Source organism: Paraburkholderia fungorum (assembly GCF_046026025.1).
In the GTDB taxonomy this organism is placed as follows: domain Bacteria; phylum Pseudomonadota; class Gammaproteobacteria; order Burkholderiales; family Burkholderiaceae; genus Paraburkholderia; species Paraburkholderia fungorum_E.
Genome location: NZ_JAQQFL010000008.1, coordinates 118,273 through 142,750 on the forward strand (window position 1 = coordinate 118,273; position 24,478 = coordinate 142,750).

A 24,478-nucleotide genomic window follows, 5' to 3' on the forward strand; every position below is an offset into this window, starting at 1 on the left:
GTTGTTTTGCTGGGCGTCCCAGGGCGCATGCTGGTTCGAAAGGTGGCCGCATGCTGAGGACTTTGGCCATCGCGGGGTATCGGTCGCTACGCGACCTGATCGTGCCGCTCGGGCAGTTGAATGTGATCACGGGGGCGAATGGCAGCGGCAAATCGAGCGTGTATCGCTCGCTGCGGCTGCTGGCCGAGACCGCGCGCGGTGGCGTGATTACGTCGCTTGCGCGTGAAGGTGGGTTGCAGTCCACGTTGTGGGCCGGCCCTGAACGTTTCTCGCGCGCGGTCTTGGCTGGCGAGTTGCCGGTGGAGGGCACGCGCCGCAAAGATCCGGTGAGTCTGCGGCTTGGATTTTCCGGCGATGAATTCGGCTATTCGATCGATCTCGGTCTGCCGCCGCTCGACCGGGCCACCCGGTTCCCCCTCGACCCCACGATCAAGCGCGAGTGCATCTGGAGCGGCCCCGTGCTGCGACCGTCCGCATTACTGGTCGACCGGCATGGCGCGGCTTTGCGCACGCGTGACGAACAGGGCGACTGGCAAACCATTCCCCAGCCGGTTGCCAGCTTCGACAGCATGATGACGGAGTTCTCCGACCCGCGGACCGCCCCCGAAATGATCACGGTGCGCGAGCAGATTCGCTCGTGGCGCTTTTACGACCACTTCCGCACGGATGCCGAAGCGGCCGCACGTTTGCCGCAGATCGGCACCCACACGCCGGTGCTTTCAGACGACGGTGCGGACCTCGCCGCAGCCTTGCAAACCATCCGCGAGATCGGCGACCCCACGGCGCTCGACGCCGCTATCGACGACGCCTTTCCCGGCTCGAGCCTCGACATCGCCTCGCAGGACGGCCGCTTCGAAGTGTCGATGCAGCAGCATGGTTTGCTGCGGCCGCTGAAGGGCGCTGAACTGTCGGACGGCACCTTGCGCTATCTGCTGCTGGTCGCCGCGCTGCTGACACCTCGTCCGCCCGCGTTGCTGGTGCTGAACGAACCGGAGACGAGCTTGCACCCGGACCTGCTGCCGGCGCTGGCGCGCCTGATCGCGCGGGCTTCCGCGCATTCCCAGGTGCTGGTCGTGTCGCACGCGGCGCGGCTGATCGCGGCGCTCGAACGGGAGGACGGCAGCCAGTCGATCGTGCTTGAGAAACACTTCGGCGCGACCCGTATCGCCGATGCGGACGATCGCGACTTGCCGGCGTGGAAATGGCCGGCGCGATGACCTTGGCGCAGTGGATAATAGGCGCGCCGCGGAATGTAAGCTGAATGTAACAGCACGCAGGAATTGCAAAGGCAGGGGCTTTTTGTTACGCCTTGATGAATAATGCTTTGATGCGGATGGTGCAGGCGAATACCTGATGTTCGCGCATTGATGGAGAAGGACCGGCGCTAACTAATCAGCAGCGCCGCTGACGTGTACCGCCATCGGCGCGAGCCGTCAGTTCACGGAGACAAATATGAAGATTGCGCAGATCGCCCCCCTGACCGAATCGGTGCCGCCGAAGCTATACGGCGGCACGGAGCGCGTCGTGTCCTATATCACCGAGGCGCTCGTCGAACTCGGCCATGACGTGACGCTATTCGCGAGCGGCGATTCCGTCACGAGCGCCAAGCTCGAAGCGGTATGGCCGAGCGCACTGCGCCTGGACCCGGGGATCCGGGATCGTATCGCACCCCATATGCTGTTGATGGAACTGGTGCGCCGCCAGGCCGAAAATTTCGATGTGCTGCATTTTCACCTCGACTACTACTCGTTTTCGGTCTTCAAGCGTCAGGAGACGCCATTCGTCACGACGATGCATGGCCGTCTCGACTTGCCTGAGCAACAACCGGTATTCGACACCTTCAATACCGCACCGGTGATCTCCATTTCAAACGCGCAGCGTCACCCGTTGCCGCAGGCCAAGTGGCTGACCACCGTCTATCACGGCCTGCCGGAGCAGCTCTACACGCCGCAGCCGGTCGAGCAGAAGTACCTTGCGTTTCTCGGCCGTATCTCGCCGGAAAAACGGGTCGACACGGCGATCCGGATTGCCGGGCGCTGTGGGATGCAGATTCGCATTGCCGCGAAAGTCGATTCCGCCGACCGTGAGTACTTCGAGCGCGAGATCAGGCCGTTGCTGGATTTGCCGCATGTCGAGTTCATCGGCGAGATCGCGGATTCCCAGAAGGCCGAGTTTCTGTCGGGCGCGCATGCGTTGCTTTTCCCGATCGACTGGCCGGAGCCGTTCGGCCTCGTGATGATCGAAGCCATGGCGTGCGGTACGCCGGTGATCGCGTTTAACCGCGGTTCGGTGCCGGAAGTGCTGGATGACGGCGTGACAGGCTTTATCGTCGAAGATGAGATCGGCGCGGTGGCGGCGGTGAATCGCCTGCATAAGATGCCGCGTGCGGGCGTGCGGCAACGCTTCGAAGAGCGCTTCACGTCACACCGCATGGCGCAGCAGTATGTGGACGCGTATCAGTCGGTGATTCGCGCGCAGAAGCGCTCGCGCTTCAAGGTGATCGATACGTCGGGAAGCTGAGCGAGCTGGCGTGGCCTCACCCGGCACCGTGAAAAAGAACGGCGACGTGCAATGCGCATCGCCGTTTTTTATTGCCGCTGCATAACAGGACCCAAGATCTGGGGCCTGCGCAGGCGGGTACCTCGGTGCGGATAGCCGCCTAGATCTTCAGGCGTGACACCTTGGTGCCCTGCAGCGAGATATCGGCCATCAGGCCCGTGTTGGTCAGGATGAATACTTCAACCGGGGCGGTCGCCGTAGTCGTGTCGATCGCGCCGTTGGCGCCCATCTTCACCAGTGCGACGGAGGCGTCGCCGCCCGCCGACCAGCCGTCGGCATTGCGGAATGAATCGAGCGAATCCTGGGTCATGAACAGGAAGATGATGGCCTTCGATTGTGCGCCCGCCTGCAGGCCGAACGAACCGGAAATCGTGCTGTAGTAACCCACCGAGCTGCCGCCCACGCGCAGCGCACCTTCGCCATACTGGCCGCCGACGATGAAGCCCACCTGCAGTACGGACGGGAACACCAGCACGCCGCGCGCCTTGGAGACGAGTTCGCGCGAACCCTTCACGGTCGTGAACAGGCGTGACATGGTGCCGTCGACGCTGGCGTCGATCGACTGGCGTTTGGATGCATCAGTGGAGGGAGTGTTCGGGCTGCTGCCGTTGGTCGTACAACCAGCGAGTGAAAGCCCTCCGAAAGCGAGCGCAGCGGTAGTCTTCAGCATGAAGTTTCGTCTTTGCATCGTTTTTCTCCATCATGGTTCCTGGGCACAACCTCATATGGTGTTGCCGGGTTGCCTTTGAGTTATATCACACGCAAGCGCGGAAGGCGTACTTCGTCGTCTGGCGAAAAGCCTTGTGTGGCGGGGGTTTGCGACTTGTCGCGGGGCGCGCCGGTGTAATTTTGACCGGCTTCGGAAGAGGCCTGGAAGACGCCAGGACAGTGCGCTCGAAAGGCTCCCGGTGAATCGTGGCGGGCGGCGAGCGGCTCGCCGGCGGTCGAGGCGAGGCCGTATCGGGTCCCTGTTTTTACCGATTTTCAGTCTTCACGATTCGCATTGAAATCTAACTGAAAGTGTTGCCGTGACGCTGCACCTGTGTCCTCACCCATGGTTCGCCGGGCTTTTGACAGGCGGGCGCCGCAGCGCACGGCGAATCATGCCGATCAACACGCCGATCAGGAACAAGGTGACGGCCGGCACGATCCAGTAGCCCACGAATGCATGCCAGAGGTAAGCCATGAGCGTGGAGCGGCGCACGCTGTATTCATTGCGGGCGTCTTGCTGACGCGGCAAATTGGCGGCCAGCACGTCGGCTGGGCAGCCGGCGGCTTGTGCGTCGTCGGGCTTGCCATGGCAGCGCGCGGGCGCGCCGGCGGCACGTTGTGCGTCGGTGAAATTCCAGGTGGTCAGTGCGCGGTCGAGGTCGACGGCGTTGTACGCCATTTCCTCCCGGATCTCGCTGACCGCAACGATCGCCACGGGCACGGCCCAGAATATGATGACGACCAGCCACCGCCTCAACCAGCGGTTTTTATGCTTCGTTACCATCCTTGCCTCCGATCGATGCTCTGCAGCATCTACGACAAGATGGCGGCCCGTCTAATGTTATGTAGGGGGTGGGCCGTCTCCGCAGCCATCATAGAAGAAAAACGGCGCGTTCGCGCGGATGGGAAGCGAAGGAATCTATGGCGCGACGGCTGCCGTCGGAGAGATGGACTGCGAAGGGATGCAGGGTGAAGGGGCGGCAGGAACAGAGGCCAGCACCGAAGCAAGGAAAGAAGAGAGATAGGGCCGCGCCTGAAATTGGCGCGGCCCTGTTCGAGCAACACGCGGCTAAGCGCGCGGCGTGTGAGCCGCGCCGCTTGCGTCGCGTTTAATTAGCCGGCGCGGACGACAGGCAGGTCTTCATGAAGGCCTTGCGGTCATCGCCTTTCTTGCCGGTGGCTTGCGTATTGCACGCCTTCATCTTGTCCTGCTGGCTCATCGGCGCCGCGGCCGCCGGTTTGGCGGACAGGCAGGTTTTCATGAAGGCTTTGCGGTCGTCGCCCTTCTTGTCGGCGGCCTGCTTGTTACAGTCGGCCATTTTCGTTTGCTGACTGTTTTGCGCGAACACCGGCGAAACGAGGACAGCACCCAGCACCAGCGTAGCGATAGCGGATTGGACTTTCATGTGACACTCCATCGGTGGTGAAAACGTTTTTGGTCGTTCGTGCGCGCGGGCGTCAACGGCGTCCAGGACCCCTCGGCACATCCATTATGGCAAATGCTGTCTGCCAGAACGGATAAAAGCGCATTCCGGTTGACAGGCGCTCACGCAGGTTTTCCCCTACACGGCAGGGATGACGGTGCTCCGGGGGCTGACACGGCTGGCTCGAAACGCTGTCGAAAATATGTTATGCAATCCAGATTAATTTTCGAAACGCATGCGAATGAATTAGCTCATCGTCATTCGATAAAGATTGATCTGATATTAAATATTCAATCTGAATTGCTGCACATGCAAATGAATAGGAAATCGGCAGAAAATCCCGTTGAAGACTCACGGAGTAATCTTGACTTGAATTCCTGCGCCAAGGCGCCGCCCGGCGTCTGCGACGCGCAGGTCAAAGGAGGCACACCATGCACTATCTGTTGACTTACGAGCTTGTACCGGACTACCTCGAACGGCGTGGCGCATATCGCGACGCGCATCTGAAACTCGCCTGGGCGGCAGCGCAGCGCGGTGAATTGCATCTGGCCGGCGCGTTGACCGATCCTGTAGACACGGCTGTACTGCTCTTCAACGGTGACTCTGCCGCCGCCGCCGAAGCCTTTGCCAGAGCCGATCCTTATGTGCTTGCCGGTCTCGTGACGCGCTGGCGAGTACGCCAGTGGATGACCGTGGTGGGTGAGGGCGCGTCGAATCCGGTGCGCTAGCGGCAAGTCAGCCGATCATGCTCGCACGGTGTCGAGAGGAATGCGAACTGCATGCGCAAACGCCACGTTCGTTTCCTCGGCAATTGCGCTTCGATGTCAGTCGGGTAGTATCCATCTGGTACACCCGTGCGCCGCCCACGCGAGGAAAAAAGCCATCCGAAGCGCATCGAAATGCATGATGGATCGAGTGCGGATTTCGTAAAAACAATTCGCATTTTTTTCATGCCGTTGTGCCGTGCAATAGTCGCTTTCGAAGCCTCGACCGATGGCCGTTCTGTTACAGCAATGCGTGAACCGACGCAGCGAAAAGGACAAGATTGTTTCCATCCGTAACACTTGTCTCAATGATATTCACGCAAACCCTGGGGATGGTATGCTTCGTGCACAAATTCTCCCATGCACGAGTGAGACCACGTTTTGTGCTTCGCAATAGGGACAAACCGCACTAAGCCAGTGCGATATTGACCAGCAAACAGAACGTACAAGACATATTTGTGCAACCGAGGGCTGCACACGGATCGTGAAAGTTGAATCCGTGGTTGCCCAAAGCCGCGGCCGGGCCAGGCTGCGTGGAGAAAACCCAATGTTTTTCGATGAGCTAAGCAATGACGAATGGGCGCTGCTGGCAGCGCTTGTCTCTGATGAGCCGGCCGTCCGTCTTAACCGGCGCGGCCGGCCACGCGCCGAACCGCGCATCGTGGCGAATGCCGTCCTGTGGATTCTCACAACGGGCGAACCCTGGTCGAAGCTGCCTGGGCGCTATCCGTCGGGGCCGACATGCCGGCGTCGTTTCGAAGAGTGGCAGTTGAACGGCACCCTGCTCGAGATGGTGCGGCTGTTGTCGCAAACCGGGCGTGCCTTCGCTTATATCCCGCAGCCGGCGCCGCCCATCGCGGCCAAGCCGGCCGTGCCGGTCGCGGAAACGCCGAGCGTGCGTGAAGAAGGTCTGCGGGGTGTGTCGTGGAAGAGCCCCGAGTCGTGGCAGGCACCCGGTGTATCGAGCAACCTGAGCCACTGGCGCTCGGCCGATCCGATTGCCGATATCACCCGCCAGTTATCCGGGCTGTCGAACGTACCGCCGGTGTCCCGTGCATCTTCGGCGTCCTCGTCGCTTGCGGCGCGGCCGGCGATGCTCGCCGATTCACACGGCATGGACGAGGCGCGAGCGGTTGACGCTGCCATGCACAGCCTCGATTCGGCCATTGCGTCGGCACGCCGCGCGCAACAGCTCGAAGACCCGCGCAACCCGTTGTCGATGAGCCTCGCGCCGCGTGGCACGCAAGTTGCCGATCAGCACGGCTATGTGATCTACGTTGCGGCGGAGCAGGTGCCCAACGCCATGTATCGCGCGTGGGCGGAGATCATGAAGGACGGTAAACGCGTCGAGCGTTCCGGCCTCGTCGGACCGCGCTTTGCACAGGCCGACGCGGCGGAGCAATACGCGCTCGAATGGGCGAGGCAGTGGATCGACCGGGAATGCCGCACGCAGGCTGCGGCAGGTGCTGCACCGGCAGCCAGCGCGGTGGCAGGGGTGGCGCGACCGTTACCGGCCATGCGTCATGTGCCGGAACCCGTCACGGTGAATCACGGTGGCCCTTTGCACGGCCCGCTCAATGCGTTCCGAGGACCGCTGCGCCGTTATCCGAGTGAACCGGCTGCGCCCGCAACCGAAAGCGGTAGCGCTTCAGATCGTTTTCCGTCATTTCCGGAACTCATTTCCCATGCGGGGTGAGGGCGGTTGCTAGCAGGGCCGTAAGCATGGTCTTAAGCACGGCCGCTTGGTGTGGTCGCAGAACCGGCTCCTAGCGTAGCAGTACCCCGCGGCAGTCAGGAGCAACCGCCGCAGGTTCCCGCTTCATCCGTTGTGAATCATTGACGTCCGTACGTGTCGTCGAAGCGCACGATATCGTCTTCGCCGAGATACGAACCCGATTGCACTTCGATCATTTCGAGCGGCATCTTGCCCGGGTTCTCGAGACGGTGGGTGACGCCCAGCGGAATATAGGCCGATTCGTTTTCGGAGACGATGAAGCGCTCTTCACCTCGCGTGACGAGCGCGGTGCCGCGCACCACGATCCAGTGTTCCGCGCGATGATGATGCATCTGTAACGAGAGCCGCGCGCCCGGCTTCACGACAATGCGTTTCACCTGGAAGCGCTCGCCGGTATCGACGGAATCGTAATTGCCCCACGGGCGATGTACCTTGCGATGGTTGGCCGCTTCCAGGCCGCCATCGCTGCGGATCCGTCCGACAATCTTCTTGACGTCCTGCACCCGCGATTTGTCCGCGATCAGAATCGCGTCGGCCGTTTCGACCACCACAAGGTCCCGCGTGCCGACGCAGGCAATCAGGCGTCCTTCCGAATGCGCGAAGGTCGAGGCGGCCCCTTCGAACATCACGCGGCCGCGGCCCACATTCTGATCGGCGTCTTTCTCCGAGATGTCCCAGATCGCGTCCCACGAGCCGACATCCGACCAGCCCGCCTGCAGCGGCACAACCACGCCGGACGCGGCGGTTTGATCGTTGCCCAGTTGCTCCATCACCGCATAGTCGATCGAATTCGACGGTGACGCGCTGAACGCGTCGCGTTGCAGACGGAAGAAATCGCCGTCTGCCTTGCCACCGGCGAACGCCGCTGCGCAGGCTTCGTAAATCGCCGGCTGGAAGTGACGAATCGACTTCAACCAGATCGAAGCGCGCATGATAAAAATGCCGCTATTCCACCAGTACTCCTGCGATTCGATATAACGCTGCGCCAACTCCAGATGCGGTTTTTCCACGAAACGATCGAGCTTGTGCGCGCCGATCTTGCGGGAGGTATCGGTATCCGGTTCGCGCGCGTCGTTAGGCATGCCAAGCGCCGTGCCAATGCGAATGTAGCCATAGCCGGTTTCCGCACGCGTCGGCACGATGCCCATCGTCACGATATGGCCGGCTGCCGCAAGCTGTACGCCGGCGGCTACCGCAGCACGAAAACCGTCGATGTCGGTCACCGCGTGATCGGCGGGCATCACGACCATGATGCCGTCCTCGTCCTGCGCGGCGATCGAAAGGGCGGCTACCGTCAGCGCCGGAGCCGTGTCGCGCCCGACCGGCTCAAGAATCAGCCGGCTCGGCTTGCCGCTCGTGCGCAATTGCTCGGCGGTGGTGAAGCGATGCTCTTCGTTGGCCACCACGACAAGTTGCTCGGAGAGCAGATGACCGGCTTCGAGTCCGTCGAGACGGCGCGTAGTGGATTGCAGCAGCGAGTCTTCGCCTAGCAAACCAATCAGTTGCTTCGGATATTGCTCGCGCGACATGGGCCACAACCGTGTGCCGGAGCCGCCCGCGAGAATCACGGGATGGACTTTGAGCTTGACGTTAAGGGGCATAGCTTGCGTGGACCGGGTGTCGGCGGGCGTGGCCGTAACCGGAGCTGTCATGATGGACTCCTCGAGGCTGGGTGAATGCGTCGAGTTTTATCACGAAGTAAAGAATCAATAAAAGCGCGTTAAATAGAAACTATATAAAGCGTCCAATAAAATTATCCATTTCGTGAAAGAAAAATGTCTGGATAATTTTTAAAAAAGAAAAATTACACGAAAAAAATAGCGGTGAATTTTTTTGTCCGCTGGAATAGCGAAAAATAAAGACAAAGAACGTGGCGTAAGCTTCGTAGGAAAACAGACAGATTGGCTCTCTACCAGCCCGGGAAAGGCGAAAGAAGCCACCTTAGAACGAAAATCCGGTAACAATTGCCGCGAAAATGTCAGAAAAAATACTGAAAATTTGACCGATACATTTTGAGATATTTTGCAGTCTTGCAGTCCGAATTTTAATATCGCTTTATCTATACCTGTACAAGGGTATTCACTCATTCAGATACCTGCTTTCCGGGTCGGCCGTTCAGGCAATTTTTTGTCAGGAAAGCAGCGTGGCAATTAGCACCGGTTAAATCAGTTTCGCGTCGCGCATTTATCTGGACGGCGCGGATATCGGCGTTGTGTTGCTGCGCTGGGGACTTGATGAGTGTGACGGGAATTCAACCTACCAACGGATGGCACTTGACTGACGAACTGAGGGGCAGCGCATGCTGAGCGTTCTATCGAGAATCATCGACATCGCCATGGTCGCGCTCGGCGCCGCTATCGCGACGGCCGTGCACAGCGGGAAACTGGTGTGGCTGGACGACGTCCAAAGCGTGTCGCTCGCGTTCGACTGTCTGCTGGTGGTGGTGTTCTTTCCGGCGCTGGGGATCTATCAGTCCTGGCGTGGCAAGCCGCTCTACGACCTGCTGTGCCGCGTCGCTGGCGGCTGGCTGATCGTGGAAGTCACCGGTGTGCTGATCAGTTTCAGCCTGCACCGCTCGGACAGCCTGTCGCGGCTGTGGCTGGTCTACTGGGCGGTCGCGACGATCGTGCTGCTGGTCGTCACCAAGGTGATCGTCTACTCGATCCTGCGCGGACTGCGCCGCGAAGGCTTTAATCAGCGCGCGGTGGCGATCGTCGGCGGCGCGCCGTACGGGCGATTCCTGATTGAGCAGATGCGCAGCCGGCCGGAAGCGGGCTTCAGCCCCGTCGTGGTGTTCGACGAGGACGGCTCGATCAATCCTTACGACGATCCTGATGTGTGCGACGCGATCGAAGGCGTACCGGTCGAGCGCGATTACGCACGGATGCTCCAGCTGGTGCGTCAGCGCGCGATTCGCGAGTTGTGGCTCGCACTGCCGATCTCGAAGGAAAAGGCGATCCACCGTTTCGTGATGGACCTGAAGAACGATTTCGTGAACATCCGCTTCATTCCGGACGTGCGCAGTCTCACGCTCTTCAATCAGCCGATGGTCGATCTGCTCGGCGTGCCGGCGATCAATCTGGCCGCCTCGCCAATCACCGATCTGCGTGTGCTGCCCAAACGCATCTTCGACCGTTTGTTCGCGCTGGCCGCATTGACCGCGCTGGCGCCGGTGATGCTGGTGATCGCCGCGATGGTGAAGCTGAGCTCGCCGGGCCCGGTGTTCTTCCGCCAGAAGCGCAAGGGCATCGACGGCAATCAGTTCGAAATCTACAAGTTTCGCTCGATGAAGATGCACAAGGAAGAGGTCGGCAAGATCACTCAGGCCACGCGGCGCGATCCGCGCATCACGGCGGTCGGCGCGTTCCTGCGGCGCACCAGCCTCGACGAATTGCCGCAATTCATCAATGTGCTGCGCGGCGAGATGTCGGTGGTCGGTCCGCGCCCTCATGCGCTCGAACACGACGACATCTACAAGGATCTGGTGAAGGGCTACATGCACCGCTACCGGATCAAGCCGGGCATCACCGGGTGGGCGCAAATCAACGGCTATCGCGGCGAAACCGATCGCATCGAAAAGATGATGGGCCGCGTCAAGCTCGATCTGTACTACATGCAGCACTGGACCTTCTGGCTCGACATCAAGATCGTCGTGCTGACGCTGTGGAAGGGCTTTGTGGGCAGTAACGCTTATTGACCCGCTTATTCACCGGCTCATCGACCATTTATCGGGCAGCCGTAGCAACCCGCTTCACGCGACGGCTCCCCTGAATCAACTCCATTTTCCGAGGTGTAACGCATGAACCTGACGATCATCGGTAGTGGCTACGTAGGCCTTGTGACGGGCGCCTGTCTGGCCGACATCGGCCACGACGTGTTCTGTCTCGACGTCGATCAGCGCAAGATCGACGTGCTCAACAACGGCGGCGTGCCGATCCATGAACCGGGTCTGCAGGAGATCATTGCGCGCAATCGCAAGGCAGGCCGCCTGCGGTTCTCGACCGACATCGAAGCCGCGGTCGCGCACGGCGATATTCAGTTCATCGCAGTGGGCACGCCCTCCGACGAAGACGGTTCCGCCGATCTGCAATACGTGCTCGCGGCCGCGCGCAACATCGGCCGCCATATGACGGGCTTCAAGGTGATTGTCGACAAATCGACGGTGCCGGTCGGCACGGCGTCGCGCGTGCGCGACGTGATTGCCGGGGAACTGGCCGCGCGCAATGCAGGCCACATGTTCTCCGTGGTGTCGAATCCTGAGTTCCTGAAAGAAGGCGCGGCCGTGGAAGATTTCACGCGGCCCGATCGAATCGTGCTCGGTTGCGACGAAGACGTACCGGGCGAAAAAGCGCGCGATCTGATGAAGCGCCTCTACGCACCGTTCAACCGCAATCGCGAACGCACGCTCTACATGGACGTGCGGTCCGCCGAATTCACCAAATACGCGGCCAACGCGATGCTCGCCACACGCATCTCGTACATGAACGAGCTCGCGAATCTGGCCGACCGCGTCGGCGCGGATATCGAAGCGGTGCGCCGCGGCATCGGTTCCGATCCGCGAATCGGCTACGACTTCCTGTATGCCGGTTGCGGCTATGGCGGCTCGTGCTTTCCGAAAGACGTGCAGGCGCTGATTCGCACGGCAGCCGATCACAAGGCCAACCTGCGCATTCTCGAGGCCGTGGAAGCCGTCAACGACACGCAGAAAAAGATTCTCGCGCACAAGATCGTCGATCGTCTGGGTGAAGACCTGTCGGATCGCACCTTCGGCGTGTGGGGCCTCGCGTTCAAGCCGAACACGGACGACATGCGCGAAGCGCCGAGCCGCCCGCTGATCGCCGAACTGCTGCGCCGCGGCGCGCGCGTGAAGGCCTACGACCCGGTGGCGATCGACGAATCGAAGCGCGTGTTCGCACTCGATCTGAAAGACGTGCCGCAACAGCACGCGCGCCTGTCGTTCGTGAACGAGGAGATGGAAGCGGCCGAGGGCGCCGACGCACTCGTCATCCTCACCGAATGGAAAGTCTTCAAGAGTCCGGATTTCAGCTTGCTCAAGGCGAGTCTCAACACGCCGCTGATTTTCGACGGCCGCAATCTGTACGAGCCGGACGCGCTGCTCGAACTCGGTATCGAGTACCACGCGATCGGCCGTCAGCATGCGCTGCGCAATGCGCCGGCGCGAGTCGGCGCGAACGGTTTGGCGGTAACGGCGGGGGCGGCCCACCCGGCCGATCCCGTCGAAACCGCTCAATAAGCCGCTCGATAAGCTGATCACTATGCCGCTGCGCCTCGTCAAGGAGCCCGCTATGTTCGCCAACGTTCTGATCGTCTGCCACGCCAACGTGTGCCGTTCGCCTGCAGCTGAAATGCTGTTCAAGTCGCGGCAACGCGCGGCGTCGCGCTCGTCCTCAGCGCCGATCGCGTTTCATTCGGCAGGCTTGCGTGCCGTGAACGGCCACGGCATGGACCCGGTGATGCGGCGCCTGCTCGCCGAGCAGGGTGTCGCCTCCAGTACCCACTACTCGCGGCGCCTCGAGCGCCAGCTCGTACGCGCCGCCGACCTCGTGCTCGTCACCGAGCGCGCGCAGGTGAGCGCGGTCGAAGCGCTCGATCCGGCTTCGCGCGGCAAGGTGTACCCACTCGGTAAATGGGAAGACGGCTCCGACGTCGCCGATCCGCACGGTCACGTGGAAGCCGACTATAGGGAGAGTCTCGTGCTCATCGAACATCTGGTCATGGGATGGCTGAAAAAAATATGCTGATGAAAAAAACCACTGCACACACGTTTGCCAACTTCAAGCCGGCGGCCTTTAAATCGAGGTTCGCCGCCACGCTTTTGCTGACGTCTTTTCTGTCGGCCTGCGCTACCGCACCGGGCAATTACCTCGACACGTCCAGTCTGAAAGACGACGGCCGGCACCAGAGTCAAGCCACGGAGACCTATCCGGTCCATCTGATCGACGGCCCGCTGGTCGCGGAACTCGCGCAGGCGCAAGCCAGCGCCGCCCAGCAGGCGCTGCCGGTCTCGCGCTTTGCTAACCCGTCGCAGTACGTGTACCGGCTCGCGCCGCAGGACATTCTTGGCATCACCGTCTGGGACCACCCTGAATTGACCACCCCGCAGGGCAGCACGCTGTCCGCGGGCGGCAACACCACGCAAAGTGTCGCCGGCGCGCTGCAGCAGCCGTACACGGCCGCGCTGCCGGGCCAGGCCGACCCTTACGGCCAGACCGTGGCCGCCGACGGCACGATCTTTTTCCCGTTCGTCGGCCGCATCAAGGCCGCGGGCAAGACTGTCGGCGAGCTGCGCGATCAGTTGAGCGCCGGGCTCGTGCGTTATATCCGCAATCCGCAGGTCGACGTGCGCGTGCTGTCGTACCGCGGCCAGAAAGTGCAGATCACCGGCGACGTGAAGTCGCCGGGCCCGCTCGCCATCAGCGACGTGCCGATCACGCTGGTCGATGCGCTTACGCGCTCGGGCGGCACGAACAGCGACGCCGACATTCAGCGTGTGCGCCTCACGCGCAACAACAAGCTGTACGTGCTGGACGCGAACCGCATGCTCGACCAGGGCGACACCACGCAGAACGTGATGTTGCAGGACGGCGACCTGATCAACGTGCCGGATCGCAGCGATAGCCGCATCTTCGTGATGGGCGAGGTGAAGACGCCGATCCAGGTGCCGATGCTCAAGGGTCGCCTGACGATCGCCGACGCGCTCACCCAGGCAGGCGGCATTCTCGACACGGACGCCAATCCGCGCCAGATCTTCGTGATGCGCGGCATGCGCGAACATCCGACCACGCCGGACGTGTACCGCCTCGACATGACGCAGCCTGACGCGATCATGCTGTCGGCCCAGTTCCAGTTGCAACCGATGGATGTCGTGTATGTGGGCACTGCCGCTTCGACCACGTTCAACCGTGTGTTGCAGCAAGTTCTGCCGACCATACAGACGCTGTTCTACCTGAAGCAGTTGACGAAGTAAGCGTCTGAACCGTCGACAGGCCCGCGCCGCTTTCATAGGGCGCGGGACCGAAGCAAACGCCGAGGCAAACGCAAAGCAGATGCCAAAGCACCCGCTGAAGCCCACGCCGAAGCAACCGAAAACGGGATCGAATTGTGAGCAATCAAATCTCTCCACACATGGCCGGTCCGATCAGGACCGAAGAAGAGGACGTCGTCCTCGGGCAACTGGTGCAGGTGATCCTCGACGACATCTGGTGGCTGATCGCAATCGCCGCGGCGATCGTCGCGCTGGCCGCCGCGTACTGTTTGCTCGCCAAGCCGATTTATTCGGCCGATGCGCACGTGCGGGTCGAGCAGTCCGACAACACCTCCCAGGCGCTCACGCAAACCCAGACGGGGGCGGCGATCACCACCGGCTCGACCTCGCTGCCAACCGACGCCGAGATCGAGATCATCAAGAGCCGCGGCGTAGTCGGCCCGGTGGTCCAGCAATTGAAGCTGAACTTCAGCGTGGCGCCGAAGACGATTCCGCTGCTCGGCAGCATCGCCGCACACCTGGCAACGCCGGGCCAGCCGGCGCGGCCGTGGCTGGGTCTGTCGTCCTATGCATGGGGCGGTGAGGACGCCGAGGTCGATTCGATCGACGTGGTGCCCGCGCTGGAAGGCGTGAAGCTGACGATGAAAGTGCAGGACGACCAGCACTACGAACTGTACGCGGACAATGGCGCACTGCTGCTGCGCGGCCAGGTCGGCCGGCAGGAACAGGGCGGCGGCGTGACGATCCTTGTCAGCAAGCTGGTGGCGCGTCCGGGTGAAACGTTCATCGTGACGCGCTTTAACGACCTCGACGCAATCACCGCGTTCCAGTCGGCGATCACCGTGCAGGAGCAGGGCAAGCAAACCGGCGTGATCCAGATCTCGCTGGAAGACAAGAGTCCCGAACACGCGGCGCTGGTGGCGAACGCCCTCGCGCATTCGTACGTACGTCAGCACGTGTCGAACAAGCAGGTCGACGCCAGCAAGATGCTCGACTTCCTGAAGAGCGAAGAGCCGCGCCTGAAGGCCGACCTCGAACGCGCCGAAGCGGCCTTGACCGCGTACCAGCGGCAGTCCGGCTCGATCAATGCGAGCGATGAAGCCAAGGTCTACCTCGAAGGCAGCGTGCAGTACGAGCAGCAGATCGCCGGTTTGCGTCTGCAGATGACGCAGTTGAACGAACGTTATGGCGACGACCATCCGTTGCTCGTCGCGGCGCGCCAGCAGATGGCCGAACTGGAAGCGCAACGCACCAAATACGCGGACCGCTTCCGCGATTTGCCGGCAACCGAAGTGAAGGCCGTGCAGTTGCAACGCGACGCGAAGGTGGCGGAAGACATCTACGTGTTGCTGCTCAACCGCGTGCAGGAGTTGTCGGTGCAGAAGGCCGGTACCGGCGGCAACGTGCATATCGTCGACGAGGCGATGCGCCCGGGTGCGCCGGTCAAGCCGAAGAAAGTGCTGATCCTGTCCGCGGCGGTGATTCTCGGGCTGATCTGCGGCACCGGTTTCGTGTTCCTGCGCCGCAATATGTTCAAGGGGATCGACGACCCCGACCATATCGAGCGTGCTTTCCACTTGCCGGTGTACGGTCTCGTGCCCTTGAGCGCCGAACAGGCTGTGCTCGAAGGCGCCTTCCAGCGCGGCGGCGAACGCCTTCGCCTCGTGCTGGCGAATGCGCGGCCGAAGGACGTCACGATCGAAAGCCTGCGCAGCCTGCGCACCTCCATGCAGTTCACGGTGATGGATGCGAAGAACCGCATCGTCATGCTGACCGGCCCGATGGCCGGCGTCGGCAAGAGCTTCCTGACGGTCAATCTGGCGGTGCTGCTGGCGAGCTCGGGCAAACGCGTGCTGATGATCGACGGCGACATGCGTCGCGGTGTGCTCGAACGGTATGTGGGCGGTGCACAGGACAACGGTCTGTCGGAACTGCTGAGCGGGCAGATCTCGCTTGAGGAAGCGATCCGCAGCTCCAACGTTGAAGGCTTGAGCTTCATCTCGTGCGGCCGCCGTCCGCCGAATCCGTCGGAACTGCTGATGTCGCCGCGTCTTCCTCAATATCTGGACGGCCTCGCCAAGCGCTACGACGTGATCCTGATCGACACGCCGCCGGTGCTGGCCGTGACCGACGCGTCGATTATCGGCGCGTATGCCGGCTCGACCTTCTTCGTGATGCGCTCAGGCGTGCATAGCGAAGGCGAGATCGCGGAGGCATTGAAGCGTCTGCGCGCGGCCGGCGTGCACGTGCAGGGTGGCATCTTCAACGGCATGCCGGCACGTTCGCGCGGCGGCTATGCGCGTGGCTATGCAGCGGTCCAGGAATATTTGAGCGCTTGAGCCGGCGGCGCTCGAGCCGATTGCTCCGATCCCGGCGCAAACACGAGATAAAAGCACGAGATAAAAGGACATCACGATGAAAGTGACGGTACTGGTTCCGACTTACCGCCGCCCGGCCGACCTGGCGCGCTGCCTCGCGGCGCTGCAACGGCAGTCGCGCATGCCGGACGAAGTGGTGGTGGTCGCGCGCGCCGACGACGAAGCGAGCCACGCCTGCCTGCGTGACCCCGCCGTATCGGGCGCGTTGCCATTGTCCGTCGCATTGGTGGACGTGCCAGGCCAGGTCGCGGCCCTGAATCGCGGACTGGATGCGGCCACGGGCGAGGTCATCGCGATCACCGACGACGACGCCGCGCCGCACGCCGACTGGGTGGCGCGTATCGCTGCCGCGTTTGAGAGCGACGCGCGTCTGGGGGCGCTGGGAGGCCGCGACTGGGTCCATGAAAAAGGCCGTGTGCTTGACGGAGCACGGCCGCTGGTCGGCAAGGTTACGGCCCACGGCAAGATCATTGGCAATCATCACCTTGGGGTGGGCGGCGCACGTGAAGTCGACATCCTCAAGGGCGCCAACATGAGCTACCGGCGCGAGGCGGTGCGCACGATCCGTTTCGATCAGCGCCTGCGTGGCGCGGGCGCCCAGGTTCACAACGACATGGCCTTCAGCCTCGCCGTGAAGAACGCCGGCTGGAAACTGATGTACGACCCGCGTGTAGCCGTCGACCATTTTCCGGCCGAACGTTTCGACGACGACCGGCGCGATGCGCAAACCATGGCGGCGTTGCGCAATGCCGCCTTCAATTTTCATCTGATCCTGCGCGACCAGTTGCCACCACTGCGGCGCGAAACCGCGTGGTGGTGGTGGACGCTGGTCGGCACGCGGGTCTATCCGGGCCTCACGCATGCCGCGCTCGCGCTGGTGTCGAAACAGGCCGGCCTGAGGCTGACCCGTTGGCGCGCGGTGCGTACCGGCGCGCATGAAGCGCGCCGCGCGCTGTCGCGGACCGCATGACCCCGCTTGCCTCCCGCATGCCCCAATCGTCCGGCACGTCCCGCACGTCCGTGCATCGGCACTTGCGCCTGCGTGCGCACGCCGATGCTCCTTTCCACCGGCAGAGCGGAGTGTCTGCATGAGTACGAAAGTTCACGTTCATCTGTTTTACGGCGCCGACCCGCGCTTCTACCGGCCGGGCGACAACATCGGCTGTCTGTACGGCTATCACCATGCACAATCCGACGCATTCGCGCTGACCTATTCGGAGGACGCCCGCGAAAGCAAGCCGGTGCGTTTGCTGCGCCGCGCGCTGAAGGCGGCGCTCGGGTTCGACTTCATCCATACGTGGCGCAACCGCGCCGAGATGCTGCGCTCGGACGTAATCTGGACGCATACCGAGCAGGAATGGCTCGCCGCCGCGCTGATGCTGCTGCTGAGCGGCCGCAAGGCTGGGGCGGATGGCGGCCCCTTGCTGCTCGCGCAAAGCGTGTGGCTGCTCGATAAATGGCCTTCCTACGGGATTCTGCGCAGCTGGCTGTATCGCAAGCTGATCACCCGCGCCGATCAGTTGACCACGCTCGCCAGCGAAAACGCCGAGCTGTGCCAGCGATACTTCGGGCGCGAGGCGAAACCGCTTTTCTACGGGCTGAACACGCAGGACTTTCCCGTGCAGGCGCCCACCGAATGGAAACCGCATACGCCGATCCGTATCGCCGCGATCGGCAACGATCGCGACCGCGATTGGGACACGCTCATCAAGGCTTTCGCTAACGATGCGCGCTACACGGTCAAGCTCGCGACACGCCGGCGCATTCCCGCTTCGCTGCGCGCGCCGAACGTCGAGATCGCCTTGTTCTCGGGGATCAGGAAACAACACGAACTCTACGACTGGGCCGACGTCATTGTCGTGCCGCTGCGTCCGAATTCACACGCCTCGGGCATCACCGTCATGCTGGAAGCGGCGGCGGTCGGCAAGCCGATGGTGGTCACCGACGTCGGCGCGTTGCAGGATTATTTTCCGGCGGGCGAGGCGGCTTATATTCCGCCGTTCAATCCGCAGGCGTTGCGCGAGGCGGTGGACCAGCTCGCGGCCTCTCCCGCGGATGCGTTGCATCAGGCGCGGGCGGCGGCGGCCGGTTTGCTGTCACGCGACCTGACCACGCAGAACTATGCAATGCAGCACGTGAGGATGACTCAGGAGATGCTGCAAGTGCGTGCAGCGGCGCGCGGGCGCGCGACGGCAGGCGCGGCCGGCGCCGAGGCGGCAACGCCGCGTGCCGCGCCGGCTACTGCTACGGCCACGGCCACGGCTACGGCGAGTCAGCCGGTGCGGGTGCGTGCGGGCAGTAGGGGGCCGAGTCAAGGTCCTTCGCGCGAATCACGCGGAGGCCTCTAAACGATGTCGACAATCACGCGAGCCGGTGGCGACAACGCCGGACGGGTGCTGTCCGGCGCTCGCAAGGAGTGGCTGCCGGAGGCCTTACTGTGGCTGATCACGGCGATGCTGATCGGCGCGCATCAGGGTACGGTGCTCACGCTCGGCTTCCCGGTGCTGGCGATCCTGACGGGGCTGTGGCTCTACTTCAAGAGCCCGGCGCGCTACATTGGCTTTATGTGGTGGCTGTGGTTCCTGAGCCCGGAAGTGCGGCGTCTCGCCGACTGGTCCAAAGGCTCGTTCACGCCGACCAGCCTGATCCAGATCGCGCCGCTCGCGGTGACGATGATCAGTGCGTTTTCCCTGCTCCGGTACTACAAGCTGCTTTCGCAGCGGCGCGGCCTGCCGGTGCTGCTGATTCTGATGGGGCTTGCGTACGCATTCATGATCGGCGTGATGTCGAGCGGGCCGCTCGCCGCGACCTACGACCTCGCGAACTGGCTCTATCCGATCCTGATCGGCTTTCACATCATGGCGCACACGCGTCAGTATCCGAAGTATCGCGACACCATCGTCAACACGTTTATCTGGGGCATGCTCGTGATGGGCGGCTACGGCCTGATCCAGTTTTTCATCATGCCGCCGTGGGACGCGCTGTGGATGCTCGGCTCACAGATGAATTCGCAGGGCGACCCCGTGCCGATGGGCGTGCGCGTGTTCAGCACGATGAACTCGTCGGGACCGTTCGCGTTCGCGATGATGGGGGCGATGGTCTACGTGATGGCGGCCACCCATCGCGTGCGCTGGATCGCGGCGGCGCTCGGCTTCTTTTCGTTCGCGCTGAGCCTCGTGCGTTCGACGTGGGGCGGCTGGGTGATCGCGCTTCTGATCCAACTGGTCAAGTCGAACAACAAGGTGCGCGTGCGGATCGTCGCGAGCGCGGTGCTGCTTGCCGGTCTTTGCGTGCCGCTGCTCACGGTCGGCCCGGTCGCCGAGCGGATGCAGGCGCGCCTGAACACGCTCGTCAACCTGAGTGACGACCAGAGCTACGCCGCCCGCAACGAGTTCTACGCGACCTTCGCGAAGACCGCCTTTACCGACGTATCGGGCGAGGGCATGGGCGCGACCGGCACCTCGACCAAGCTCTCGAACGACGGTGGCCAGCTCGGCCAGTACGGCAACTTCGACAGCGGCGTGATGAACATTCCGTTCGTGCTCGGCTGGCCCGGCACCTTGCTCTACATGTCCGGCATCGTCTGGCTGGTGGTGCGCGCGGCGCTCGCGTCGTTCAAGCTGCGCAACGACAAATTCGTTTCCGCCTGTCTGAGCCTGAGTCTCGCGACCTTCGCGATGCTGGTGTTCACCAATTCGCTGGTCGGCACCGGTGGCCTGCTGCTTTTCATGAGTGTTTTTTCGATCCTTTCCGCGGTGCACTACGAAAAGATGAACCGCAGACGCACGCTACTTTTCCACGGAGGCACTGATTGAGAGTTGCCATTGTCACGCACGTCGTGCGCCATAACGACGGCCAGGGGCGCGTCAACCACGAGATTGCGCGCGCCGCGCTCGATGAGAACATCGCGGTCACCCTGGTTGCGTCGCACGTCGCGCCGGATCTGCTCGCGCATCCGGCCGTACGCTGGGCGCCGATCAAAATCGGCCGCTGGTGGCCCACCAATCTGCTGCGCCAGCAGGTGTTCGCATTCAAGAGCGCGATGTGGCTGCGCGCGCATCGTCGCGAATACGACGTGCTGCACGTGAACGGCTTCATCACGTGGATGCCCGCCGACGTCAACACCTCGCACTTCGTGCATAGCGGCTGGTACGGCAGCAAGTACTACCCGTTCGGGCTCACGAAAGGCGTGTGGTCCGCGTATCAGTCGGTCTATACGCGCTGCAACGCATGGCTCGAACGCTGGGCCTACCGGCGCTCGAAGGTCATTACGGCGGTGTCGCAAAAGGTTGCCGATGAAATTCGCGCGATCGGTTTGACGCCTGATAACCGGGTCGACGTGATTTACAACGGCGTCGATACGCAAGGCTTCGCGGCCGCATCGGGCGAGCGCGCGAAGTTCGGTTTGCCCGCGGACGCCTTCCTGCTGCTGTTTGTCGGCGATTTGCGCACGCCGCGTAAAAACCTCGGCACGGTATTGCAGGCGCTCAAGCATCTGCCTGAGCACGTACAGATCGCGGTGGCCGGGTTTCTGCCGGGCAGTCCCTATCCGGAAGAAGCGAAGGCACTGGGTATTGCGCATCGCGTGCATTTTCTCGGGCTGGTGAAGGAAATGCCGGTGCTGATGCATTCGGTCGACGCGTTCGTATTTCCGTCGCGCTATGAAGCGATGAGCCTGTCGCTGCTCGAAGCGATGGCCGCGGGCCTGCCGGTGGTCACGGCGCGCACGGCGGGCGGCGCCGAAATCATCACACCGGAATGCGGCATCGTGCTCGACGATCCGGACGATCCCAAGGCATTGGCGAGCGCCGTCGCGCGTCTCGCCGATAACGACGACGCACGCCGCGCGATGGGCGCCGCCGCCAGCGAACTCGCGACGGGCTTCGGCTGGGCGAGGATGGCCGCCCAATACATCGCGCTATACCGGCAATTGGCGGGACAGCAGAAAGACCGCAGGAGCCGCGAAACGGAAACCGCGGCGGTGGCGCGAAACGACGCGCTGACGCTGAACACGCTGGCCGGGCAGACGATTCATCACCATTCTCAGAACGCACAGGGGCAACAATCATGACGACGAGTTCGATCAAATCGCTGCAGATCGGGATGCACTGGTTCCCTGAGCGCGCGGGCGGTCTGGACCGCATGTATTACTCGCTGGTCGGCGCGCTGCCGGGCGCGGGCGTCGCCGTACGCGGCGTGGTGGCGGGGTCGCCCAAAGTCGCCGCGGACACCGGCGGTGCGATCAACGGTTTCGGCTCCGCCGCGCAATCGCTGCCGCTGCGGCTGATGGCGGCACGCCGCGCGCTGCGCCAGGAAATCAGCGCCTCGCGTCCGGACGTGATTTCCTCGCACTTCGCGTTGTACACATTTCCGGGTCTCGACGTGACGCGCGGCATTCCGCAGGTCTCGCATTTTCAGGGACCATGGGCCGACGAGAGCCACGTGGAAGGCGCCGATTCGCTCGGCCAGCGTGCCAAGCGCTATCTGGAGCAATCGGTCTACGTGCGCTCGTCGCGGCTGATCGTATTGTCGGAGGCATTCGGCAAGATTCTGACTTCGCGCTATCGCATCGCACCGGAGCGCGTGCGTGTCGTGCCCGGCTGCGTGGATGTCGAGCAGTTCAATCTGCCGATCACGCCGGCGGAGGCACGCCTGAAACTGCAATTGCCGCAAGACCGGCCGATCGTGCTGGCCGTGCGGCGACTGGTGCGCCGTATGGGCCTCGAAGATCTGATCGATGCGGTGAAGCTGCTCAAGCGCACGGAGCCCGATGTGCTGCTGCTGATCGCGGGCAAAGGGCGGCTCGAGGGCGAGTTGCAGGCGCGGATCACCGAAGCGGGTCTGGAGAATAACGTGAAGCTGCTGGGCTTCGTGCCCGACCAGCATCTGGCGGCGTTGTACCGTGCAGCAAATATCAGCGTGGTGCCGACGGTGGCGTTGGAGGGCTTCGGGCTGATTACGGTTGAATCGCTGGCTTCCGGCACGCCTGTGCTGGTCACGCCGGTGGGCGGCTTGCCGGAAGCGGTGGCGGGTTTGTCGCCGAATCTGGTGCTGCCGGAGACGGGGGCGCAGGCCATTGCGGCAGGTCTGGCCGGCGCATTGAACGGCTCACTGAAGTTGCCGGATGCCGAGGCATGCCGCCGCTATGCACGCGAGAACTTCGACAACGCGGTGATCGCGAAGCGGGTGGCCTCGGTGTATAGCGAGGCGATCGCGGCAGGTGGGGTGCACTGAAATGCACTGAAGGACCCGGCCAGGCACGGTTGCAGCTTGTGAATCTTTCCGCCGCTCCCGCGCCTGCGTTACATCGCCCGCCCGACAATCAGCGGATCCACCACGCCGATCGCCGCGGCGTCACGATTCGCATAGGGCAGCTTATGCAGCACGTAGCGCATCGCGTTGAGCCGCGCGCGCTTCTTGCAATCGGAGCGGATCACGGCCCATGGCGCGTCAGCGGTATCGGTTTGCGCGAACATGGCTTCTTTGGCCTGCGTGTATTCCTCCCATTTGTCGAGCGAGGCGAGGTCGACCGGGCTGAGTTTCCAGTGTTTGAGTGGATGAACTTCCCGCTCCTTGAAGCGGCGGCGCTGTTCTTCACGGCTCACCGAGAACCAGAACTTGACGATATGCGTGCCGCTGCGCGCAAGGTGCCGCTCGAATTCGGGCACCTGTTGCATGAATTCACCGTATTCCTGCGGCGAGCAGAACCCCATCACCCGTTCGACACCGGCGCGGTTGTACCACGACCGGTCGAACAGGACGATCTCACCCGCCGTGGGCAGATGCTGGACATAGCGCTGAAAATACCACTGGCCGCGTTCCGACTCGGTCGGCTTTTCCAGCGCGACGACACGCGCGCCGCGTGGGTTCAGGTGTTCCATGAAGCGTTTGATCGTACCGCCTTTGCCGGCCGCGTCGCGCCCTTCGAACAGAATCACGATGCGCTGGCCGGTTTCCCTCACCCACGCCTGCAATTTCAGCAATTCGACCTGCAAGCGATATTTCTGCTTTTCGTACGCGCGGCGGGACATCAGATTGCGGTACGGATAGCCGCCTTCGCGCAGCGCCGGGGAGAGTTCGTCGTCGGGATCGCGCACGGCTTCTGCATGCCAGGTGGCGGGATTGCCTTCGAGCAATTGCGTGCGCAGCGCCCGGGCTTCGTCGGGCGAGAGACCGTCCAGCAGCGTCTTGATGGTGCTCATCGCACCGCCAGGCTCGTGTTCGGCGAGGGCTTGCCCGGCTAGCACGCTTTCCATGCCGTTGACGATCAGGGCGTTGGCGGCTTCCACTGAACGGCTGGTTTCGCTACGTTCGGCGGCACGCGCCGCGTGACGGGCGGAACGGGCAGAGCGGACGTCGAGGGTGTGGGGGGCCGGGCCAGCGGCGACGTCGCCATGCGGGTCAACCTGCAACCCGGCCTGCAACCCCGCCTCCGTACGACCTGGCGAGTCGCTGCGAGCGGCGTCGCGAACGTCGACGGCGACGTCGCCGTGGCTGACGAGCCGGGGCGCCGGCTCGCGTCGGCGAATTTTGTCTTGGTCAGAGCTCAAGATGAGGGGCTCCCCATGGAAGATTGTTTTTTGCGCCGGCACGGATGAGCGCAGACGTGTAGAGCGCCGTGACGACGAAGGCACGGATTCACGCGAGTCGCCGCCGCTTTCTCAAGAAGCCGCGGCTGCTTTGCGCAAGACCCCATACAACTGGTCTTTTAGCAAAAGTTTTTCCTTCTTGAGCGTTTCGATGGTGGCGCCGTCAGTGGGTGTGACGTTCGTTTCCATGTTGTGGATGCGATGGTCGAGCGCGTTATGGCGTTCGAACAGGCGGGAGAAGTGGGTGTCTTCAGTCTTAAGACGGGAGATCAGGTCGCGATACTCGGGGAACATGTGTTGCTCCTTCTGGCT

At 62.7% G+C, this 24,478-nt stretch carries 20 protein-coding genes; 14 read left to right on the forward strand and 6 right to left on the reverse strand.

Going from position 1 to position 24,478, the window contains the following annotated elements; genetic code table 11:
* The first annotated feature begins 50 nt into the window (after positions 1 to 50).
* Together PQR67_RS11640 and PQR67_RS11645 are read left to right on the forward strand one after the other, a co-directional pair.
* The gene (locus PQR67_RS11640) at positions 51 to 1,217 is read left to right on the forward strand and encodes an AAA family ATPase (protein ID WP_408458530.1); all 1,167 of its coding nucleotides are present in this window, start codon (positions 51 to 53) and stop codon (positions 1,215 to 1,217) included.
* Positions 1,218 to 1,452: 235 nt separating this feature from the next.
* The gene (locus tag PQR67_RS11645) at positions 1,453 to 2,520 is read left to right on the forward strand and encodes a glycosyltransferase family 4 protein (RefSeq protein ID WP_408458533.1); all 1,068 of its coding nucleotides are present in this window, start codon (positions 1,453 to 1,455) and stop codon (positions 2,518 to 2,520) included.
* 139 nt (positions 2,521 to 2,659) lie between these two features.
* Here the strand turns inward: PQR67_RS11645 and PQR67_RS11650 are convergent, their stop codons facing one another.
* The 3 genes from PQR67_RS11650 to PQR67_RS11660 form a co-directional block, all read right to left on the reverse strand.
* Entirely contained in the window at positions 2,660 to 3,247 is a 588-nt protein-coding gene (locus PQR67_RS11650; protein WP_408458535.1) for a BPSL1445 family SYLF domain-containing lipoprotein, read from the reverse strand.
* 360 nt (positions 3,248 to 3,607) lie between these two features.
* Positions 3,608 to 4,054 (reverse strand): hypothetical protein, encoded by a 447-nt coding sequence (locus PQR67_RS11655; RefSeq protein WP_408458538.1) that lies wholly within the window; start codon positions 4,052 to 4,054, stop codon positions 3,608 to 3,610.
* A gap of 325 nt (positions 4,055 to 4,379) precedes the next feature.
* Positions 4,380 to 4,676 (reverse strand): PsiF family protein, encoded by a 297-nt coding sequence (locus PQR67_RS11660; protein ID WP_408458541.1) that lies wholly within the window; start codon positions 4,674 to 4,676, stop codon positions 4,380 to 4,382.
* Between the two features lie 449 nt (positions 4,677 to 5,125).
* On the opposite strand from PQR67_RS11660, the gene PQR67_RS11665 reads away from it, so the two are divergent.
* Positions 5,126 to 5,422, forward strand: coding sequence for a YciI-like protein (locus tag PQR67_RS11665; RefSeq protein WP_408458544.1), 297 nt, complete (start codon positions 5,126 to 5,128; stop codon positions 5,420 to 5,422).
* Positions 5,423 to 6,005: 583 nt separating this feature from the next.
* Entirely contained in the window at positions 6,006 to 7,154 is a 1,149-nt protein-coding gene (locus tag PQR67_RS11670) for a DUF6566 family protein (RefSeq protein ID WP_408458549.1), read from the forward strand.
* 137 nt (positions 7,155 to 7,291) lie between these two features.
* Here the strand turns inward: PQR67_RS11670 and PQR67_RS11675 are convergent, their stop codons facing one another.
* A complete protein-coding gene (locus PQR67_RS11675) occupies positions 7,292 to 8,845 on the reverse strand; it encodes a mannose-1-phosphate guanylyltransferase/mannose-6-phosphate isomerase (RefSeq protein WP_408458552.1) in 1,554 nt (517 codons plus the stop codon).
* A gap of 647 nt (positions 8,846 to 9,492) precedes the next feature.
* On the opposite strand from PQR67_RS11675, the gene PQR67_RS11680 reads away from it, so the two are divergent.
* The 10 genes from PQR67_RS11680 (at position 9,493) to PQR67_RS11725 (ending at position 22,811) form a co-directional block, all read left to right on the forward strand.
* Positions 9,493 to 10,890 carry an undecaprenyl-phosphate glucose phosphotransferase gene (locus PQR67_RS11680; protein WP_408458554.1) on the forward strand — a complete coding sequence of 466 codons (1,398 nt, stop codon included), beginning with the start codon at positions 9,493 to 9,495 and terminating at the stop codon, positions 10,888 to 10,890.
* A 102-nt stretch (positions 10,891 to 10,992) separates the two neighbouring features.
* Positions 10,993 to 12,447 (forward strand): UDP-glucose dehydrogenase family protein, encoded by a 1,455-nt coding sequence (locus PQR67_RS11685; RefSeq protein WP_408458557.1) that lies wholly within the window; start codon positions 10,993 to 10,995, stop codon positions 12,445 to 12,447.
* A gap of 52 nt (positions 12,448 to 12,499) precedes the next feature.
* Positions 12,500 to 12,955, forward strand: coding sequence for an arsenate reductase/protein-tyrosine-phosphatase family protein (locus PQR67_RS11690; RefSeq protein WP_408458560.1), 456 nt, complete (start codon positions 12,500 to 12,502; stop codon positions 12,953 to 12,955).
* Positions 12,949 to 14,181, forward strand: coding sequence for a polysaccharide biosynthesis/export family protein (locus PQR67_RS11695; protein WP_408458563.1), 1,233 nt, complete (start codon positions 12,949 to 12,951; stop codon positions 14,179 to 14,181). The genes PQR67_RS11690 and PQR67_RS11695 overlap by 7 nt, the downstream gene beginning before the upstream one ends.
* Positions 14,182 to 14,339: 158 nt before the next feature.
* Positions 14,340 to 16,538: a polysaccharide biosynthesis tyrosine autokinase gene (locus PQR67_RS11700; RefSeq protein WP_408458783.1), complete on the forward strand. Its 2,199-nt coding sequence runs from the start codon at positions 14,340 to 14,342 to the stop codon at positions 16,536 to 16,538.
* A 76-nt stretch (positions 16,539 to 16,614) separates the two neighbouring features.
* Entirely contained in the window at positions 16,615 to 17,547 is a 933-nt protein-coding gene (locus PQR67_RS11705) for a glycosyltransferase family 2 protein (protein WP_408458566.1), read from the forward strand.
* Between the two features lie 118 nt (positions 17,548 to 17,665).
* Entirely contained in the window at positions 17,666 to 18,925 is a 1,260-nt protein-coding gene (locus tag PQR67_RS11710) for a glycosyltransferase family 4 protein (protein WP_408458568.1), read from the forward strand.
* A 3-nt stretch (positions 18,926 to 18,928) separates the two neighbouring features.
* Positions 18,929 to 20,392: a glucose-6-phosphate isomerase gene (locus tag PQR67_RS11715; protein WP_408458571.1), complete on the forward strand. Its 1,464-nt coding sequence runs from the start codon at positions 18,929 to 18,931 to the stop codon at positions 20,390 to 20,392.
* A complete protein-coding gene (locus tag PQR67_RS11720; RefSeq protein ID WP_408458574.1) occupies positions 20,389 to 21,648 on the forward strand; it encodes a glycosyltransferase family 4 protein in 1,260 nt (419 codons plus the stop codon). Before PQR67_RS11715 ends, PQR67_RS11720 begins: the two co-directional genes overlap by 4 nt.
* The gene (locus PQR67_RS11725) at positions 21,645 to 22,811 is read left to right on the forward strand and encodes a glycosyltransferase family 4 protein (RefSeq protein WP_408458577.1); all 1,167 of its coding nucleotides are present in this window, start codon (positions 21,645 to 21,647) and stop codon (positions 22,809 to 22,811) included. The genes PQR67_RS11720 and PQR67_RS11725 overlap by 4 nt, the downstream gene beginning before the upstream one ends.
* A 68-nt stretch (positions 22,812 to 22,879) precedes the next feature.
* On the opposite strand, the gene ppk2 is transcribed toward PQR67_RS11725, so the two are convergent.
* Together ppk2 and PQR67_RS11735 are read right to left on the reverse strand one after the other, a co-directional pair.
* A complete protein-coding gene (ppk2, locus tag PQR67_RS11730) occupies positions 22,880 to 23,866 on the reverse strand; it encodes a polyphosphate kinase 2 (RefSeq protein WP_408458786.1) in 987 nt (328 codons plus the stop codon).
* A 372-nt stretch (positions 23,867 to 24,238) separates the two neighbouring features.
* Positions 24,239 to 24,460: an HP1242/YdcH family protein gene (locus PQR67_RS11735; RefSeq protein ID WP_408458579.1), complete on the reverse strand. Its 222-nt coding sequence runs from the start codon at positions 24,458 to 24,460 to the stop codon at positions 24,239 to 24,241.
* Between the last annotated feature and the right edge of the window lie 18 nt (positions 24,461 to 24,478).

Bases quoted from the DNA above. Each gene is read 5' to 3' on its own strand.
- PQR67_RS11640 (WP_408458530.1), top strand. From the start codon at position 51: ATGCTGAGGACTTTGGCCATCGCGGGGTATCGGTCGCTACGCGACCTG.
- PQR67_RS11645 (WP_408458533.1), top strand. From the start codon at position 1,453: ATGAAGATTGCGCAGATCGCCCCCCTGACCGAATCGGTGCCGCCGAAG.
- PQR67_RS11650 (WP_408458535.1), bottom strand. From the start codon at position 3,247: ATGCAAAGACGAAACTTCATGCTGAAGACTACCGCTGCGCTCGCTTTC.
- PQR67_RS11655 (WP_408458538.1), bottom strand. From the start codon at position 4,054: ATGGTAACGAAGCATAAAAACCGCTGGTTGAGGCGGTGGCTGGTCGTC.
- PQR67_RS11660 (WP_408458541.1), bottom strand. From the start codon at position 4,676: ATGAAAGTCCAATCCGCTATCGCTACGCTGGTGCTGGGTGCTGTCCTC.
- PQR67_RS11665 (WP_408458544.1), top strand. From the start codon at position 5,126: ATGCACTATCTGTTGACTTACGAGCTTGTACCGGACTACCTCGAACGG.
- PQR67_RS11670 (WP_408458549.1), top strand. From the start codon at position 6,006: ATGTTTTTCGATGAGCTAAGCAATGACGAATGGGCGCTGCTGGCAGCG.
- PQR67_RS11675 (WP_408458552.1), bottom strand. From the start codon at position 8,845: ATGACAGCTCCGGTTACGGCCACGCCCGCCGACACCCGGTCCACGCAA.
- PQR67_RS11680 (WP_408458554.1), top strand. From the start codon at position 9,493: ATGCTGAGCGTTCTATCGAGAATCATCGACATCGCCATGGTCGCGCTC.
- PQR67_RS11685 (WP_408458557.1), top strand. From the start codon at position 10,993: ATGAACCTGACGATCATCGGTAGTGGCTACGTAGGCCTTGTGACGGGC.
- PQR67_RS11690 (WP_408458560.1), top strand. From the start codon at position 12,500: ATGTTCGCCAACGTTCTGATCGTCTGCCACGCCAACGTGTGCCGTTCG.
- PQR67_RS11695 (WP_408458563.1), top strand. From the start codon at position 12,949: ATGCTGATGAAAAAAACCACTGCACACACGTTTGCCAACTTCAAGCCG.
- PQR67_RS11700 (WP_408458783.1), top strand. From the start codon at position 14,340: ATGGCCGGTCCGATCAGGACCGAAGAAGAGGACGTCGTCCTCGGGCAA.
- PQR67_RS11705 (WP_408458566.1), top strand. From the start codon at position 16,615: ATGAAAGTGACGGTACTGGTTCCGACTTACCGCCGCCCGGCCGACCTG.
- PQR67_RS11710 (WP_408458568.1), top strand. From the start codon at position 17,666: ATGAGTACGAAAGTTCACGTTCATCTGTTTTACGGCGCCGACCCGCGC.
- PQR67_RS11715 (WP_408458571.1), top strand. From the start codon at position 18,929: ATGTCGACAATCACGCGAGCCGGTGGCGACAACGCCGGACGGGTGCTG.
- PQR67_RS11725 (WP_408458577.1), top strand. From the start codon at position 21,645: ATGACGACGAGTTCGATCAAATCGCTGCAGATCGGGATGCACTGGTTC.
- PQR67_RS11735 (WP_408458579.1), bottom strand. From the start codon at position 24,460: ATGTTCCCCGAGTATCGCGACCTGATCTCCCGTCTTAAGACTGAAGAC.